The 15,994-nt window shown below is 33.4% G+C and carries 15 protein-coding genes; 6 read left to right on the plus strand and 9 right to left on the minus strand.

What is annotated here, in order from left to right:
- The first annotated feature begins 2 nt into the window (after positions 1–2).
- From CXF54_RS04435 to CXF54_RS04450, 4 genes are read left to right on the plus strand one after another with little or no spacing between them, the layout of a single operon-like run.
- Positions 3–662, plus strand: a complete 660-nt coding sequence (locus CXF54_RS04435) for a DUF1266 domain-containing protein (protein WP_101202609.1) — start codon at positions 3–5, stop codon at positions 660–662.
- Positions 659–2,902, plus strand: a complete 2,244-nt coding sequence (locus CXF54_RS04440; protein ID WP_157823386.1) for a tetratricopeptide repeat protein — start codon at positions 659–661, stop codon at positions 2,900–2,902. The genes CXF54_RS04435 and CXF54_RS04440 overlap by 4 nt, the downstream gene beginning before the upstream one ends.
- Before the next feature lie 28 nt (positions 2,903–2,930).
- Complete coding sequence (locus CXF54_RS04445; protein ID WP_232782570.1) at positions 2,931–4,898, plus strand: tetratricopeptide repeat protein; 1,968 nt, start codon at positions 2,931–2,933, stop codon at positions 4,896–4,898.
- Positions 4,899–4,904: 6 nt separating this feature from the next.
- Entirely contained in the window at positions 4,905–5,540 is a 636-nt protein-coding gene (locus CXF54_RS04450; RefSeq protein ID WP_101202612.1) for a response regulator transcription factor, read from the plus strand.
- A 64-nt stretch (positions 5,541–5,604) separates the two neighbouring features.
- On the opposite strand, the gene CXF54_RS04455 is transcribed toward CXF54_RS04450, so the two are convergent.
- Positions 5,605–6,597 carry a hypothetical protein gene (locus CXF54_RS04455; RefSeq protein WP_101202613.1) on the minus strand — a complete coding sequence of 331 codons (993 nt, stop codon included), beginning with the start codon at positions 6,595–6,597 and terminating at the stop codon, positions 5,605–5,607.
- Positions 6,598–6,746: 149 nt separating this feature from the next.
- On the opposite strand from CXF54_RS04455, the gene CXF54_RS04460 reads away from it, so the two are divergent.
- Positions 6,747–7,142, plus strand: a complete 396-nt coding sequence (locus CXF54_RS04460) for a hypothetical protein (protein ID WP_101202614.1) — start codon at positions 6,747–6,749, stop codon at positions 7,140–7,142.
- 202 nt (positions 7,143–7,344) lie between these two features.
- Here CXF54_RS04460 and CXF54_RS04465 read toward each other — a convergent pair whose 3' ends face one another.
- The 8 genes from CXF54_RS04465 to CXF54_RS04500 form a co-directional block, all read right to left on the minus strand.
- The gene (locus tag CXF54_RS04465) at positions 7,345–7,746 is read right to left on the minus strand and encodes a type VI secretion system tube protein TssD (RefSeq protein ID WP_101202615.1); all 402 of its coding nucleotides are present in this window, start codon (positions 7,744–7,746) and stop codon (positions 7,345–7,347) included.
- A gap of 45 nt (positions 7,747–7,791) precedes the next feature.
- Positions 7,792–8,481 carry a hypothetical protein gene (locus tag CXF54_RS04470; RefSeq protein ID WP_101202616.1) on the minus strand — a complete coding sequence of 230 codons (690 nt, stop codon included), beginning with the start codon at positions 8,479–8,481 and terminating at the stop codon, positions 7,792–7,794.
- Positions 8,482–8,639: 158 nt separating this feature from the next.
- The gene (locus tag CXF54_RS04475) at positions 8,640–8,999 is read right to left on the minus strand and encodes a hypothetical protein (protein ID WP_101202617.1); all 360 of its coding nucleotides are present in this window, start codon (positions 8,997–8,999) and stop codon (positions 8,640–8,642) included.
- A gap of 25 nt (positions 9,000–9,024) precedes the next feature.
- Positions 9,025–9,726, minus strand: a complete 702-nt coding sequence (locus tag CXF54_RS04480) for a WG repeat-containing protein (protein WP_101202618.1) — start codon at positions 9,724–9,726, stop codon at positions 9,025–9,027.
- The gene (locus tag CXF54_RS04485) at positions 9,726–10,691 is read right to left on the minus strand and encodes a methyltransferase (RefSeq protein WP_101202619.1); all 966 of its coding nucleotides are present in this window, start codon (positions 10,689–10,691) and stop codon (positions 9,726–9,728) included. Before CXF54_RS04485 ends, CXF54_RS04480 begins: the two co-directional genes overlap by 1 nt.
- Complete coding sequence (locus tag CXF54_RS04490; RefSeq protein WP_101202620.1) at positions 10,684–12,105, minus strand: tyrosine-protein phosphatase; 1,422 nt, start codon at positions 12,103–12,105, stop codon at positions 10,684–10,686. The genes CXF54_RS04485 and CXF54_RS04490 overlap by 8 nt, the downstream gene beginning before the upstream one ends.
- Positions 12,105–14,405, minus strand: a complete 2,301-nt coding sequence (locus tag CXF54_RS04495; RefSeq protein ID WP_101202621.1) for a glycosyltransferase — start codon at positions 14,403–14,405, stop codon at positions 12,105–12,107. Before CXF54_RS04495 ends, CXF54_RS04490 begins: the two co-directional genes overlap by 1 nt.
- 65 nt (positions 14,406–14,470) lie before the next feature.
- Positions 14,471–14,698 carry a hypothetical protein gene (locus tag CXF54_RS04500; protein ID WP_101202622.1) on the minus strand — a complete coding sequence of 76 codons (228 nt, stop codon included), beginning with the start codon at positions 14,696–14,698 and terminating at the stop codon, positions 14,471–14,473.
- Positions 14,699–14,746: 48 nt separating this feature from the next.
- Between CXF54_RS04500 and CXF54_RS04505 the strand changes: the two genes are divergently transcribed.
- The gene (locus CXF54_RS04505; protein ID WP_101202623.1) at positions 14,747–15,751 is read left to right on the plus strand and encodes a sigma 54-interacting transcriptional regulator; all 1,005 of its coding nucleotides are present in this window, start codon (positions 14,747–14,749) and stop codon (positions 15,749–15,751) included.
- Positions 15,752–15,994 lie beyond the last annotated feature (243 nt).

A 15,994-nucleotide genomic window follows, 5' to 3' on the forward strand; every position in this document is an offset into this window, starting at 1 on the left:
TAATGACAGCAGATATAACACCACAAATACAAGAGCAATTAAATTTATCGGCTTTGCTACTTAAAAAAAATTATAATACTGCAGACCTCAGCACTTGGTCTGGTTTTAATAGTGAAGACCAAATGCAAGTCAAACAAGCCAAAAGGCTTTTAAAACTGAATGGCATTACCTCGGGTTTGCATTTACGCAATAGCTTACAACGTTACCAAAGTGGACAAATGGTGTCTCATACTTTTTCTAAATTGGCAGCCGAATTTAGAATGGATACCACCACAACGTTTGATGCCAAATATAATGCACAAGAACACCCAAGGCTTAAACACAACTATAAAATGGTATGGAAATACCGTTTCACTTTAAAAGAGCACCTATTAATTGGGTATGAGTTATCCTACTACATTTATCTGATGCGCTTAGCAACAGTCGTTGGCTTTATAGGTACAGATGAGTTACTACTGCGCATGGAAGATGCTAATGAGACTATTAAATCGACTTTTTCTAGTTGGGGAGCATTCCATCGTAATGTGTGTTTGGGAGACGAATTTGTTTTGGGTGCGACAGAGCAAGACAATAGCAAATTTCCAGGCTCTAAAACCCTTTGGGAGCACTACCAACGTCTTTATGTAAAACATGCCTATTGGTTTAAAACATGGAACAAATGATGATAACAAGAAAAGACCTGATACAACATATTACGCGTGCAGAACAACTGTATGCAGCCAATCTATATTCCCATTTAGCGTCCCATATTACTGTAGTTCAAGAACATTTTGAACAACTTGAAGAAACAGATTACGCAAGGTTTTACCGCATTGTCATGTTGTACATCTGCGCTTTTGAAGACGTAAATATGCCTGTTATGGAATCATACTTAGAAGCTTTAGAAAGTATTGGTGAAGTCGAAGCTTCGGATTACGAATTGATTTGTAGTTACTACACCCAATGCGATGCGTCTGTATACAAGAAAGCAGTAGTTGCTTTTCCGTATAACGATACCTTACACCTGCATTATGCTTTAAAATTGCAACACGACAAGCGTTATGCTGATGCCATTTTAATTTTAGAATACATTTTAGAATGTTATCCTGCCTTAACCGAAGTTCGGTTTTTACTACATGACATACAAACTGCACAATTACTAAAGTTATGCACTTCTGAGGAAGCTGCCCATTATAACGACGTATTAGCACTAGCTTCAGCAACACACAATCTAGACGCCTTAACAGGATTAGAAATGGATCCACGTTTAGATCCAAAAAGTAAAACCTTAATCCACATTCAACTGTCTATTTGGAATAGCAAATCTGTAGAGATTGCGCAACGTTGGCAGACGGAATGGAAGCTATTGGATTTAACACCAACCACACGCTACTTATTAGCAGATTATGCCCAATCATTTATGCGTTATGATTTGGTAGCACAAATTTTAAGAGCGCCAAAAACACCAGAATTCCCCGAGGATAATTTTAGTACGTTTGACCAGTATAAAGTCTACATGCAAGATTTAGCAAACTCAGGTTGGCAATTGGCACAACATCATTATTTACTTGTTGGTAATTCGGCTTATTATCATACTGGAGATGACAACATTTTTAATATTTGTGTCACACAAGGTTTAGCACAAAACCCTAAAAACCCCTTATTATTAGTCTTAAAAGCTAAATATTTTTACTCAAAAGAAGACTATAATCAAACAGGTGCCGCATATCATGAAGCCTTTAAAAATGGGTTACGCTTAAGCGAATATCTATTTTATCTTCTAGAAGTTAATAACCGTATTAAAAGCTGGCAAGGTATTTTAGACATTGTAAAGCAATTCCACAAAGGACAAACCCCAACACTAAAAACCTTATTTTTTCAAGCTCGTGCCTTAGTTAATTTACAACAACACGATGCTGCGCTTGAGGTTATAAATGAAGCGCTTGAGGATTTTCCACACCCAGCACATTCCTACGCACCTTGGTTGTATAATATGCGTATGGAATACCATAGAAAAAACCATAATTACGACGCTTTTTTAGAAGATTTACATAAAGAAGTTGGCTTTTACAAAACGGGTGATAACGATTATTGCCAAACTATAAATTGTGGTGTCGAAGCCCTTTTTGAAAAGGAAGATTATGAAGAATGTTATAACTACGCCATTTATAATCATGAACAAGGCAAATTATATCCTCACCTCTATCCTGTGTTGCAATGGATATGTTTTTATGAATTTGCGCTTCAAAAACCAGATGATTTAGAAGATGTGACTACAGCCGACTTGGTAACCCAACCATCAACATTTATCGACTACAGAAACAATGGCTTAATCTATTGGATTTTAGGAGACAAAGTCGCTGGTGCCGATGCTTTACAACAAGCTGCCAATTTAGCTACCAATAAAGCCTTATACTTAAGATTAGCGATAGCTTGCGCTAACGAAGGGTTTAATTACGATAAAAGTGAAATCCTTTGTGAAATTTTCAAAACAGAAACTCCCGAAGCCCGAAACTGGAGAACAGATTATGACTACGGTCAAATAATATTAGACAAAGACAATTATCAAGAAGCCTACAAGGTGTTTTCAGAATTATTACAAAGCTATCCAAAAACCTCTTTTTACGCCTTTCCAAGAGCTTTTAATAATATGTTTGCTAGCGTTTTTAGAGATTGCTCCAAAGGTATTGGTAATATATCGGCGTTTCATAAGTACACAGCAATGCATTTAAGCAATGACAACCCTAGTGTATTTATAGCAAAAGAAGAACAAACCTATGCGGATCAGCATTATACAAACGACTTATTTTTAAGACATAATTTATTAGAATATGCTAGTAGATTAGAATGCGGACTTACAGACGTCGAAAAAGAAGCATTATTACAAATCAAAACAACAATAAGCGCCACTTATTTTGTCTAAACCTCTTAAATTTACGTTTTTTTTATAAATGACACGATTCTTAAAACAGACCTTACTCACGCTACTCCTATTTTTAGGACTCCATGTCGTGGTTATAGCTCAAAACTCTAATAATACACCATTAATAGACTCGCTATCCGTAGTCTATGGTAAAAACCTATACACCAATCCTATTGTCGCTAAAAAAGCTGCTGAAGAGTGGTTGAAAGAAAGTAAACGTTTAGATATCGATCTTCAAACGGTTAGAGCGCTTTATGCATTAGGGAATTTAGGAAACATCTCTGGAGACTATAAAAGTGCCATTAGTAAAACTACAGAAGCGATTGCTTTATTAAAAAAACTAAACCTTGAAAGTGGCTTGGCTGCCTGTTACAATATACTGGCTTTAGGCTATAAAAACCTAGGCGAATATCCTAAGGCTATGGATAGTTTTATGATGTGCTTAAGTTTTGCTGAGACCAATGATAATAAAATGCAAGAGGCCAATGCATATCAGAATATAGCAACCTTGTATGTGCTACAAAAGGACTTTACAAAAGCAACTGAAAACTTAGATCGTGCTGCTAACTTGTATCGCGAGTTAGGAAATGACGATGGTGTGTTGACTACCCTATTCAATTTTGCAAATATTTTAAAAGAACAAGATAAATTTGACGACGCTAGAAAGCATTATAAAACCGTGCTTGGTTACCGCGAAAAAGAAGGCAACAAAGCAGTTATAGCGTATATAAATATTAACCTTTCGCAAATGCTTGTGGAAGAAGAACGTTGCGAAGAAGCCATAGTCGCTTTAAAAAAGACGTTGACCTTATTAAAAGCACTTAAGTTTAATTCTGATATTGCTATTGTGCTTAACGATTTAGGTTTGTGTAACAGTAAATTGGGACGTACCAAGGACGCTATTAACTATTTCCAGGAAGCTTTAGCCATAGGCGAAACACAATCGTTGTTAAGTTATAAGTCTGATATTTATAAAAACTTAGCACAATTATATCAAGAAGCAGACGATTATGAAAATGCTCTAAAATACTACCAAAAAGGGGTAACGACTGTCGCCGAACAAAACTCTCTTGATAAAGAAAAGTACGTTGCTAAAATCCAAGAACGGTATGAAACACAGTTAAAAGAAACACGTATTGCATTATTAGAAAAAGAACAAAAATTAAGTGATGCCGAGTTACAAAAAGCAGAACTGACTTTAAAACGTCAACGCTTTGTTAGAAATGCTTTTATTGGTGGATTTGTATTGGTTTTAATTACACTAATAGTTTTAAGACTGTTTTACATCCAACGTTTACGCGTACAAAAGGAATTAAACCTGCAGCAAGAAGAAAATGCAAAACAGAAAATTAATCAAATGATTCAAGATCATAAATTATCTGTTATCGAGCGTTATCAAGAAGGTCAAGACGAAGAGCGTGCTAGATTAGCACGTGACATACATGATGGTATTGGAAGTGATTTGGCGGGTATAAAATTAGCATTTGAGCATTATTCTGAAAAACATGAAGATGCCTCTCAGGCCAAACGTATTGGAGAAGCCATAGACAATGCCTGTTTTGACATCCGTAGCTTATCACATCAATTACATCCGTTATCGTTTTCTAAAATAGGATTTACTAGTTTTTTAAACGATTTTGTTGATCAGATTACTAATAACACAACGTTAACCATTCAAACCTTTATCTTTCCGGAAGAAGACATTGACAAACTACCAGAAGACCTATTAGCGGATGCTTACCGAATTGTGCAAGAGTTAATAAACAACATTATTAAACACGCAAAAGCAACAGAAGCAGACGTCCAATTAACAAAGCATGACGCCTATTTAAACATTGTTGTGCATGATAATGGAAAAGGGTTTAAAACCAATAAAAAACAAGGAATAGGACTCCGTAATATTAAAGAGCGCTTACAAAAAGTTCAAGGGACTTTAGATATAGATAGTGGCTCTGGAAACGGAACGTCAATTACCATAGATATTCCTATAAACTAAATCATTTTGAAGAAAACAAACATCATTATAGCAGACGACCACTTAATGTTTTTAGAGGGCATTAATACCATATTAAGTGATATGGAAGAAATTGCTGAAGTCCATTTAGCTACCGAAGGGAAACAAGTGATTAGATTACTAAATCAATTTGAAATTGGTTTAATTATTAGCGATATTAATATGCCAAAAATGGATGGTATTGAGTTGCTTACTGAAATCAAGAAAAAACACAGCAGCGTAAAAATTATTATGCTAAGCATGCTTGATAACCACAGAACGGTACATAAAGTAATACAAAAAGGAGCGGATGGTTTTGTGCCTAAATTTACTAGTAAAGACGAATTACAAAAAGCTGTTAGAACAGTACTTGGTGACGAACAGTATTTTTCTGAAATTATAAAACAGCGTTATATGGAAAGCGTTTTTGAACGCAAAAAGTATAAAAACATTGAGCTGTCACCGCGAGAAAAAGAAGTCTTAGCGCTTTTAGCTGAAGAGTTAACCTCTAAAGAAATTTCAGGAAAATTATTTATTTCTGTTAATACTGTAGAAACGCATCGCAAAAACATTTTACTAAAAACGGGATCTAAAACCACGACTGGTGCTGTAAAATATGCAATCGAATCTGGGTTATTCGATTAATTACAACGTTTAAAGTAATTGCATTGGCTTCATTTGGAAACGCGCCCAAAAATACAGGGTTGCATTACCATGCCAAAACACCTTCTGTTTGGAGGGCGTCCTTTAATTGTACTAGGGTTTCGTCGTAAGACAATGTATCATAATTAGACGTGAGTAAATCGCCTTTATAAATATGATGTGTTTCAAAATCAAAATACGTTACATACACACCTTTTAAGGGGTTTTGCCATTTGGTGTTTCCGCCATTATCAATGGTTGTGTCACTAAGATAATGCACCCAAGCGGCTCTTGACAATGTGGTTTTATCCAAGAAAATCTTTTGTGCGTTATAAATTTTAAAGTTAGGTTGTGACTGCCTTAAATACTGGTTTACCTTTTTTAAAATAGAAGTTTCCACCGTTTTTAGACCTGATGCTTTTTCCGATAACATAAAAGAGGCGCTATGCCATTTACTATCAAACACCTCCAGTGGCACTTCCAGAAACCCGTCGGGATGCTCAGGTGTTTTTATAACAATGGCGATATCCGAGTAGATGCCCAAATCTTGATAAAAATAATTTAAACGCACTATAAAACGTTTCACTAATTCTTGTAAGGCGTCCGGCTCTAAATTGGCCTCTAAAGCCAAGTCAATAGTATTAGTATTAAATGTTATTGTGGGACATTCGGTTTTAAACAGGCGCTTTATGGCTTGTCTAGTATCGTAACGTTTTGTGGCTGCCAAATAGCGCGCATTAATCGTGTTTTGTTCCGTGCCTCCACTAGTTACTGCATTGTCTTTTAAAATGGTCTTTAGATTAATATGACAATAAAATTCGATTTCAGGAGTATCCATATTATATAACAAGACGGTAAACATATTAGGATCCATGTTTCCGCTATTAAAAAAGCGCTTTAACCATTTATAACTAACCTCATCCTGATACTTAATCTTTAAATACGCCTCTAAATTAGTGGCGGCGTGTTGCTTTGAAATGCCACCAACTAGTCGCGTAAAATTTGCAACTAGCAGCACGATAACCAACAGACAAATCCCTAATATAATTGCAATTCTCATAGTCTTTTATTTATACAATAAAATTAGACTTATTTAAAAGTGGGCGCCTCACGGAATTCAGTGAGATTTAACATTCACTTAAATGAGGTGTTTTATTTATGTGGTGTTAAAATACCTTTGAACTATCAATAACACTTAAAATAGGTATCATGGGATTAAAAGAAAGAAAAGCAGCAAAATCTATTGAAGATCAATATTTAGCAGATTACCAAAAAGAAATTAATGACATCGTGGGTAAACCAGTTCCTGTAACTATTAACTGGGATACGTTTGATATCGATTCTATTAAATTTGTACCAAGTGTGTGTTTACAACGTCTTACAGATGGTTTAAAAGAAGTTTGTAATGATACTATGGGTAAGGAAGCTGTGCAGGAAGGGATTAATACTATTGAAGTGTTTTGTATCCCTAACGAAGGTGCGGAAGACAACAAAGCACTTACATTAGATGCTGGTGTCTTTAGTTTAACAGCGTGTTGGGGCGGACACCACAGTGGCTATTATACGGATTTAGTAATTCGTGATTACTTAGAAAACACGTTATAAACGTACTAACCGTATTTGAATTAAAAAAAGGAAAACCCTATCGTTTTCCTTTTTTTTATGCCTTTTATGTTCCGCTTTTTTTAGTCGTACTGTTGCTACTATTAACACTACTTATAATGCAAAGGTTACGCTGACTTTAGCGCACGAAAAAGCCCTTAAGCAGCCACGCTTAAAGGCTAATTCTAACAATCTAAATTAGCTATTAACTTAATGGTATACTGTTATAAACCACGCCTTTTAAAATAGTATTAAAATAGGCTTCGTTTAATTGTGTGTTATACTCCGTAAACGATTGACTACATCCTGTTGCTACTGCCTCTTCAAAGACAAGCTCAATAGTTGGTTGGTCACTATTGTCATGATAGATTTTAAGACTACCAGACCACTTTCCTGGTTGGTTAGAAATCCATTGGATAAATAAAGGATCTATAGCCTCTTTTATGCCTCCAGAAAGATTAACTTCAATAGGCATACGGTCTTGCTCCTCTTGATAGTAATGTGTCGAAAAATTATAATCACACTGACTTAGTGCAAATAGTTTTTCTATAGTGTTATCTTTTCTGATTAGTAATTCTATTTTGGTATTATTATCTGATGTTTCCATAGTTGAATTTATTATTGATTATATACTATTATGTTGCAGGGTTAACTACAAACATGCTTCGATTAGTTCTTGTAATTGGTGCGCAGACGCTACACTTTTTAAACTTTTAGATACGTCTAAAGTTATGGACAAGGTTCCGGCTGCTAAGCTTACCGCATTTGTTGTATCTAAATTAAATTGAATTGTAGATACCGACTCTGTAAACGCTGCTTTGGATAAGTTATCCTTCGCGATATTAGCCATCGTATCTTTTAGTAAGCTTATGGAACTATGTGCGTAGTATTTTTGGTTATCGTTAGGGGTGTCCTGATAACTATAAGTTACAGCAATCTGTTTGTTTAAGGTTGCTTTTAGGTCTAGCGCCACACTATTCATTTCTTTTTTAAGTTGAAGCATTGTTGGTATTTTACCTGCTGGTGGCGTAAACGCGATGGTGCCGTCTGATAACAGGTAAGCATAACTTTCTATATTACGAATGGAAACCGAAGCGATGCTACTAGATTGTAAGTACTGTAATTGGGCTTTACGATCGTATAATTCGCATAACAAAATCACTCCTTTTGTACTATCATAGTTTACAAAAATACCAGACGCGCTGCTAGTATGCGTGGTAATGGTTACCATTGGCATATTAGGTTTGTCTTGATGTCTTTCTTTATCTGCTATCTGTTGTAGTAGTGTTACCACCTCACTAATATCTAGTGCAGGCAATTGTAACATTGTTTTATAATCCATAAGTCTATCTATTTGCTTAGATCACAAAATTGATATATTATGTATGAAGTTTAGTAACGGTTTTCAGTGATATTTATAAGTCGTCAAAAAACAACGCCCATTATCCAACACATGGTATTAATAGTGCGGTTTTAAACTAATATAAATGGGAGTTTAATTTAATTAATCACCTCTTGCTGTGCACCTTGCCTAAAACAACGCTCCTCGCCTAGATATAACGGATTACCATGTTTTTCTGACCAAAACCCGTCTAAAAGGTCTTGAGTAATGCATTTATATACTACAACGCCTTTATAAATAACGTCGTCATCACCAATGTAATTAAAATTAATAACCAAAATGTTATCCTTAAAAAACCCGGTACCTAACTGTTCTTGGTTGTTATTAATGGTCCACTTGGCATTAATCCTATTGTTTTGGTCTAATGTTAACTCTAGTGTACCTTTATAGGTTGCTGCTTCCTGGTCTTGGTTGCTTCCTATTATGTTGTATGTTCCTGGTAGTTGGGTTAGTTGCATTTTGGGTGTTAGTTTACTTTAAGAATTAATACTCTAATGTTATTTTGCCTTTCTCATCAATGATTTGTTTTATATTTTGAAAAGTATCCACAACAGCATAGCCATTATAAAAAGGTTCTATCATGGCGTATCTTTCGTTATATAGCTGTTTACCTTGTTTATCTATATGAAACCAACCTTGTTTATCTTTTGCAGTTGCATAGTTTTTATGAAAAACGCCTAGGTCCAAAAACGCTTTATCATTTAAAAAAAGTCCATTTATGTCGATATGCTTATACAAACCATTCAATTGTTTTACACAAGCATAACCATCTTTAAAATCTCCAACAAATCGATATTTAGATTCATAAATAGGTTTCCCTTCTAAATCAATATGAAAATACTGATTATTAAAACCTCTAACCGAGCATACATTTTCTTGGTAATTTCCTGTCCAAACATAGCTTTCACTGTACAAGCGTTCTCCTTTTTCGTTAATATGAAACCATAAGTCATTATCTATTACACTTGCTCGATTAAAATAAAAACCGAATACTCGATCATAACGCTCTTTATAAATCTCAACTCCATTTATATCAATATGACACCAACCGGATTGATCTTTAACAGGAGCTATTCCTGGACTATGAAACTTTAAAACTTCATCAAATTCTTTATTAAAAAGTAATTTACCTTGATAATTAAATGAGTTGTTTTCTTCTGAAACATTTATATCTCTCCAGTTCATTATTTAGTAAAAGTTAAAATGGTTTGCAATGTGTTAAGTTTTTTAGCTTCTTTAAATTTGAATTTATATTGATTAGCCAAAGCGATATACTCATAAGATGAACGTTCAAAACTCTCACACATAGTTAACATGTTTAGTGACAGTAAAGATAAATCCACCTCAATTTTGTCTGAACAATTTTCAATAATATATAAACACCCATTTTCTGGAAGTGCATGGTACATGTTATTTAAAATTTGATTTGACTTTTCATCATTCCAATCGTGTAAAACTCTAGACAATATTATAGCTTCTGCTATTTGCGGTATTTCAACAAAAAAATCGCCTTTTATTAATTTAACTCCATTCTCTAAATTACACTTACTAATCACCTTATCTAAATCAAATAAGTAACATTCTAAATTTGGTAGTAACTCCTTTACACTCGAGATTGCTGCTCCATAACCTCCACCAACATCCATGACACTTTTGTGTTCATTAAAGTTAATTACATCTGTTATATTACAATAATCATCTTTAGCATAAGCAAACATAGCTTTATGATAATTATCCAACTTTGCTTCATCTTGATTTAAAAAGTCGAAATAATTCATTTCGTATTTGTTTTCGAAGAAACTATTACCCGATTTAAGTGATATGTCTAAATCGCTCCAAGCCTCCAAGTGATCACCGGACCAATTCAAACAAGCATACTTTAGGCTCTCTGGATGTTTATCTGTCAATAAAATAGACAAACTATTTAACACATATTTATCTTCAATTCTATCTAAAAAATCAATATTCTCTAAACCTTTTAACAACAATTCTATATTTTCTTCAGGAACAGCTAATAATTTTGATATCTGATTTTTTGTTTTTCCTGTTTCACCTAAAACATCAAACAGATTTAATTTACAAGCTGCATTTACAGTCATATATTTCCAGTGCGCGGTGAAAAAGGATTTTAAAAATGCTCTATTATTCATGCAACAACTTTCTTTTTAAATTCTCAATTCGCTTCTCATTTAAACCACAAGACACTAAATATTTTATAATGCCTCCTTCATTTTCAACAACATCCAGCGCTATTTTTAACTTATCTAAAGATACATCCATTTCACTAGTTAAATAATCGGTATTTAGATTTGCTTTTGGCGATTCTAAAAGAAGATGTAATAACGAAAAAATAATACCTGTTCTATCTTTTCCTGCGTGGCAGTGAATAGCAATTGCTCCCGTTTCTTCTTCTAAAATGGTTTCAAATGTTTTCTTTATAGCGTCTTTACAACCCATAGCAAAAAAACGATACGCAATTTCGTGATTAGAACCTTCGTTATGCTTTTCCTTAAACCATTCTGGTTGATCCCAAGGATCAAATTGTGCTTTAACATATTTGACCTGATTTAATATTTCATCAGAATAAGAAATGGCTTCCATTTCTCTATCTGCTCTTAAATCAATTATTGTTTTTATGTTATTCTCATTTAGTAGTACATTTAATTCTTCCGTATTCTGAAATAAAGCCAATGCAGATGTTCTATAAATTAATTGATTTTTAATTTTAGGATTAAATGCATTTGCATCTCTAAAATTCCAAAAGAAGTCTCGCTTATAAACCCATTCACAAAATGCTTCCAACTCTTCATATTTATTTGAGGACACCAATTGTTCTATAGCATTATAAAAGAAGTCTAATAATGCTCTTTTTCTTGTATTCGCTTCTGGAAGAAAAGTAGTTCCATTTAATTTAGGAAAACCAACTTGTTCTTCTGCTGAAAGCTCATTCGTCATAAGGTTTTTAGGAAGGAAATAATATGCTTTTTTTCCTTTAGCTAAATAATTTAACTGAATAGCGACATGAAAAGCAATATTATAGAAATAGTAAAACTGATACCCATCACTCCTAGCGTGTTTAGAAGAACAACTCTCAAACTCATAAACAAACTTATCGATTAAATGATCCACATCTAAAGTGTCTAGATCTTTTTTAGCGTCAATAAGCTGCTTTAAATACAATGCTATTTGTGTTCTATCCTTGTCTTTTTCATACAAAACGATATCTTTTAGATCTGTTATTTCCGACCCTAAAAAGTCGCGATTAATAGCTTCTAAACTATAACATAAACCAAACTCTAACTTTGGCAGTTCCTTGAAATAAACAACAACTTTATTCCTTAATTCAATATAGTGCACACTACGTACCGTTTCATCAAATTCATTCTCTATAATCTTTATAAAGTGCTTAACGTTAAAATTTTCATTAACGATAAGCTTTATATCTAAATCTGAATTCCCTAAAGCTTCTTTCCTAGCATAAGAACCATATAACAATGCAACCTCTACATTTTCTATTCGAGGCAAAATATTCTTTACACTTACTATTGTATGTATATGTTTCATTAAGCTACAGGTTTACGCATGACACAAGTTTTACAAACATCTTTAGTCTTATAGTTATGCACTAAATCGGTATAACGTTCACTTTTTAAAACGTCTTGAATGGAATCTGTTTTTATATTTCCAAAATCACCTAAAGACTGCCTTAAATTATCTGGCGCACAACAAGGAGATATTTTACCAGTTGCAGATATCCATAATTCTTGCTCTAAAAAAGGACATTCGTAATCCTCAGGGACTTCTTTAATTTCATTATCTTCAATTGGAATAATGTTTTCTAATAACACTTTCTCTCCATTTGGTTTTCTAAAAGCCTCTGCTGCTACATGCGCTTCTTTAACATAGCTATTCCATTGCTTTACACTTTCTGGAGTTGCTTTCATGGACAATGCTTTAATCTCATCAAAATGATCCCAAAGCTGATGGCCCTTCACTCTATCTACTCCTAATGAAGCTGCTAGTTTTATAATATCTACCAATTCATGCATATTATTTTGCATAAAAGTTAATTGCAATGTTACACGACAGAAATAACCACTTTCTATTAAATACTGATCTCTATATGCTATAAACTCTTTTACATTGGTAATTGCTTTTTCAAAATCCAAACCATGCATTACTTCTTTGGAAGTTTCTGCTGTCGCACCATTCCAACTTATTTTAACATCTGTAGTATTTGGTACAATTAGCTTCGCCCAATCTAAAACAGACTTTTTAGGAAATGTGCCATTTGTGGTTAAATTTATTTTGATATCATATTGTTTCGCTAAATCAAAAATCTGGTCGAATTGCTTATACAATAATGGTTCTCCCATTGTAGATGGTATAATCTCCTTTACACCCAATGCAGATGCTTGTTCAAAAATTTGTTGCACGGTTTTAAAATCCATCCGTCTGCGCTTCACTCCTGTTTCTTTATACAGCGTATCTATAAAATCACTATACGGACTATGCTCTTCGCACATGATACATTTAAGGTTACAATCTTCAGGGTTTGTATCTATAGTTACTCTCCAAAATTTATTAGGAGCTGTATAACTTTTGTACATACTAACTAATGCTTCACAATGCGCTTTAATATCTGGTACAGTTCCGTCCTGCGAAAACAGATATCCTTTCGCGCCATAGGCTTTCATTTTATCTGGATTAGATACGGCAAAATTTAATTGTTCCGTTAAAGCATTTACATCTCTATGCTTAAATAATAATCCATTTACCTGATGCTGTACATATTCTTTCATTCCTCCAAAATCGGCAGTGATTACAGGAATTTTACAAGCTTGTGCTTCATGTATTACTAATGGTGAATTCTCTCCCCAAATAGAAGGCACCACAATACAATCTACATGTGCAAAAACATCATTAGCCAAATTATGGTTTATGTATTCTCCCATAAATTCTACTTTATTTTCTGAAGTTGCTGCCAATGCTTTTAAAGCAGCTGTACTCTGTCCGCTTTCTCTTCCATAAATTTTTAAAACAGCAGGTGTTTTTACTTGTTTAAAAGCATGTATCAATTGGTCGATACCTTTTGCAGGAATATGAGTTCCTATATACCCAAAGGTGAAGACTTCTTTTGTTTTTGCTTTCTCCGTTTGCGTTAAATAGTGTGTTGGAAAACCATAATCTAAATAAGTGATTTTAGATTTAGGTATCTGAAAATCGGAAACAAAACGATCTTGCAAGTATTTAGAAGGTGCTATAAACAAATCCACCTTATCAATTATCGCTTTGGTTTCTTGCATTCTTCGGTTTACCCAATTGCTCCAGTTATCGATATCGATTTGCTCCTCTTCTTTATTACCACTAAAATAGACTTGATAACAACTGGTAGCACACTTTTTATCTTCTTGACCAGAACAAAGCATCGTGTTATTCTCTTTGCCAATACTTCGCGTTAAAAACTGCCCTCTTGGACACATGAGCCAAAAATCATGCAAGGTAAAAACGATTGGGATTTGTAACGCATTTAAAACATCTATTAACCCAGTAGACAAATGGTTTAGATGTCCAACATGTGCAATGTCTGGTTTTAATTCTTCTACTAGTTTTTTAAAGTTATCATCTATTGCTGCATGTCTATAACCGTCTTTACCGTTAGGGTTATTAACAAAATATAGATTTAAATTTTCACTTGCTTGTTCATGACGAATTTTAAAATCTGGAGCATAGGGATTCTGCTCTCTTGTAAAAACGGAAACGCTATGCTCTTTTGATAATTGATTACAAATGGATTGGCTATAGACTTCTGATCCCGCATTGTAATTTGGTGGATAGCCATGAATTATTTTTAATATGTGCATGTAATATGTAGTCTTTTTTAAAAGTTCAAAATAGTATTATTTATAATTCTTTATACTAAAACCTATTATTTTTTTGGAGCTATATAATTTGGGTTATTGGGGTTTAAACGATTTGCTCGATCATCTCTTTCTTTTTTTTCTTGTAATCTTTTTTTCTCCGCATGTTCTCTTAACTGTTTCTCTGTGTTCTTGCGATTTTTAGCATAGGTGACATTTTGACCTTCAGTTTTTAGATTTGGGTTTTCAATGTCTGCTTGATGGTGGCTCTTTTTTTTGTTGTTCTTATTTTTCATATTATCTATATTTACTAATTAGGGAACAAATAACGAGAAAAAGAGAGATTGAATTTTAAACACGCAATTAAAACACTAAATTACGCAAACAAATACAACGATATGGATTTTGATAGCTTAATTGAAAACGAAAACAGACAAAGAAAACAAGCAATAACCAAGTTAAATGCATATTTAACTAACCCTGGACGTTTTTCAATTTTAGTTCTAGGATTTAGAGGAACAGGAAAAGCACATTGGCTAACAGAGTTACAAAAACTACACAAAGAATCTCATCTAAACTTAAATAGCATAACCCTAATTAATGCATTAAAAACAAATACGTTTACTGAAAAAGATTGGATTAAGACATTTAAAGAAATTAACAAAGGATTATTAGTAATTACTGATGTTGAAGAGCTAAGTAAAGAAAGTCAAGCCACTTTGTTTGAAGGTATTTCTACAGGAGATGGTGGAAAATTTGGTTTTAAAGAGAAAGTATATAATATAAGAATAGCGTTTACATCAACTAAGAGCATATCCTCACTAAGAGATAACGAAACTTACTTGACTCATAAGTTTTTTGATCGAATTTGTCAGTTTACTGTTAAATTTCCATCATATATTGGAGGAGACAGGAATATTTGGAAAGATTTTGAAAAAACTTGGAATAAAATGAGCTTTAAAGAAAAAAATGAGATACCAAAAAAAGAATTAAGAAAATGGCTTGAAAACGGAAGCAATATACTTCATGGGAACTTTAGAGACTTAGATAAACTAGCTATTAATTGGCACAATTACAGACTTCAAGATAATATTGAAGAAGAAAACATATTAGACTTAGTAGAAAAAGACTTTAATGAATTTTATAGATTCCCAAAACATAACGTTGACTTAACAAGAGCGTTTGAAATCTCCGAAGATATCACTTGGAAAGACAACCTAGATAATTTCAAAGAAGCCTATACTCGATTTATAAAAGACACAAATAATGGTTCATTAAAACAAGGCGCTAAAAAAGCAGGAATAAGTTATAGAACTATGGAACGATGGGCTAATGGTACAAGAACATAAAAGAATGAATAATTTATTTAAATTCACTCCTTCTTTTACTCAACCTATTGGTTATCTAAACTTCACGTAAACTAGTTGATAAAAGTGATTTTGTGAAAATATTTGAATAGTTCTTCTAAATTTAGAATATTGAAAAATTACTTCTTATTAATTATTTTTTTGACTTAAGATGTTCTAGTTGATTTATCTGGTAATAAATATTTATCTTCTTGTTTAGAACCCTTCATATACCCCATACTTCCA

It is taken from the genome of Olleya sp. 1-3 (genome assembly GCF_002836085.1).
Lineage (GTDB): Bacteria > Bacteroidota > Bacteroidia > Flavobacteriales > Flavobacteriaceae > Olleya > Olleya namhaensis.

What these genes read in the sequence shown, in the direction of transcription:
- CXF54_RS04480 (WP_101202618.1), bottom strand. Translation starts at nt 9,726, where the DNA reads ATGAACTGGAGAGATATAAATGTTTCAGAAGAAAACAACTCATTTAAT.
- CXF54_RS04500 (WP_101202622.1), bottom strand. Translation starts at nt 14,698, where the DNA reads ATGAAAAATAAGAACAACAAAAAAAAGAGCCACCATCAAGCAGACATT.
- CXF54_RS04465 (WP_101202615.1), bottom strand. Translation starts at nt 7,746, where the DNA reads ATGGAAACATCAGATAATAATACCAAAATAGAATTACTAATCAGAAAA.
- CXF54_RS04475 (WP_101202617.1), bottom strand. Translation starts at nt 8,999, where the DNA reads ATGCAACTAACCCAACTACCAGGAACATACAACATAATAGGAAGCAAC.
- CXF54_RS04460 (WP_101202614.1), top strand. Translation starts at nt 6,747, where the DNA reads ATGGGATTAAAAGAAAGAAAAGCAGCAAAATCTATTGAAGATCAATAT.
- CXF54_RS04435 (WP_101202609.1), top strand. Translation starts at nt 3, where the DNA reads ATGACAGCAGATATAACACCACAAATACAAGAGCAATTAAATTTATCG.
- CXF54_RS04470 (WP_101202616.1), bottom strand. Translation starts at nt 8,481, where the DNA reads ATGGATTATAAAACAATGTTACAATTGCCTGCACTAGATATTAGTGAG.
- CXF54_RS04440 (WP_157823386.1), top strand. Translation starts at nt 659, where the DNA reads ATGATGATAACAAGAAAAGACCTGATACAACATATTACGCGTGCAGAA.
- CXF54_RS04485 (WP_101202619.1), bottom strand. Translation starts at nt 10,691, where the DNA reads ATGAATAATAGAGCATTTTTAAAATCCTTTTTCACCGCGCACTGGAAA.
- CXF54_RS04445 (WP_232782570.1), top strand. Translation starts at nt 2,931, where the DNA reads ATGACACGATTCTTAAAACAGACCTTACTCACGCTACTCCTATTTTTA.
- CXF54_RS04455 (WP_101202613.1), bottom strand. Translation starts at nt 6,597, where the DNA reads ATGAGAATTGCAATTATATTAGGGATTTGTCTGTTGGTTATCGTGCTG.
- CXF54_RS04490 (WP_101202620.1), bottom strand. Translation starts at nt 12,105, where the DNA reads ATGAAACATATACATACAATAGTAAGTGTAAAGAATATTTTGCCTCGA.
- CXF54_RS04495 (WP_101202621.1), bottom strand. Translation starts at nt 14,405, where the DNA reads ATGCACATATTAAAAATAATTCATGGCTATCCACCAAATTACAATGCG.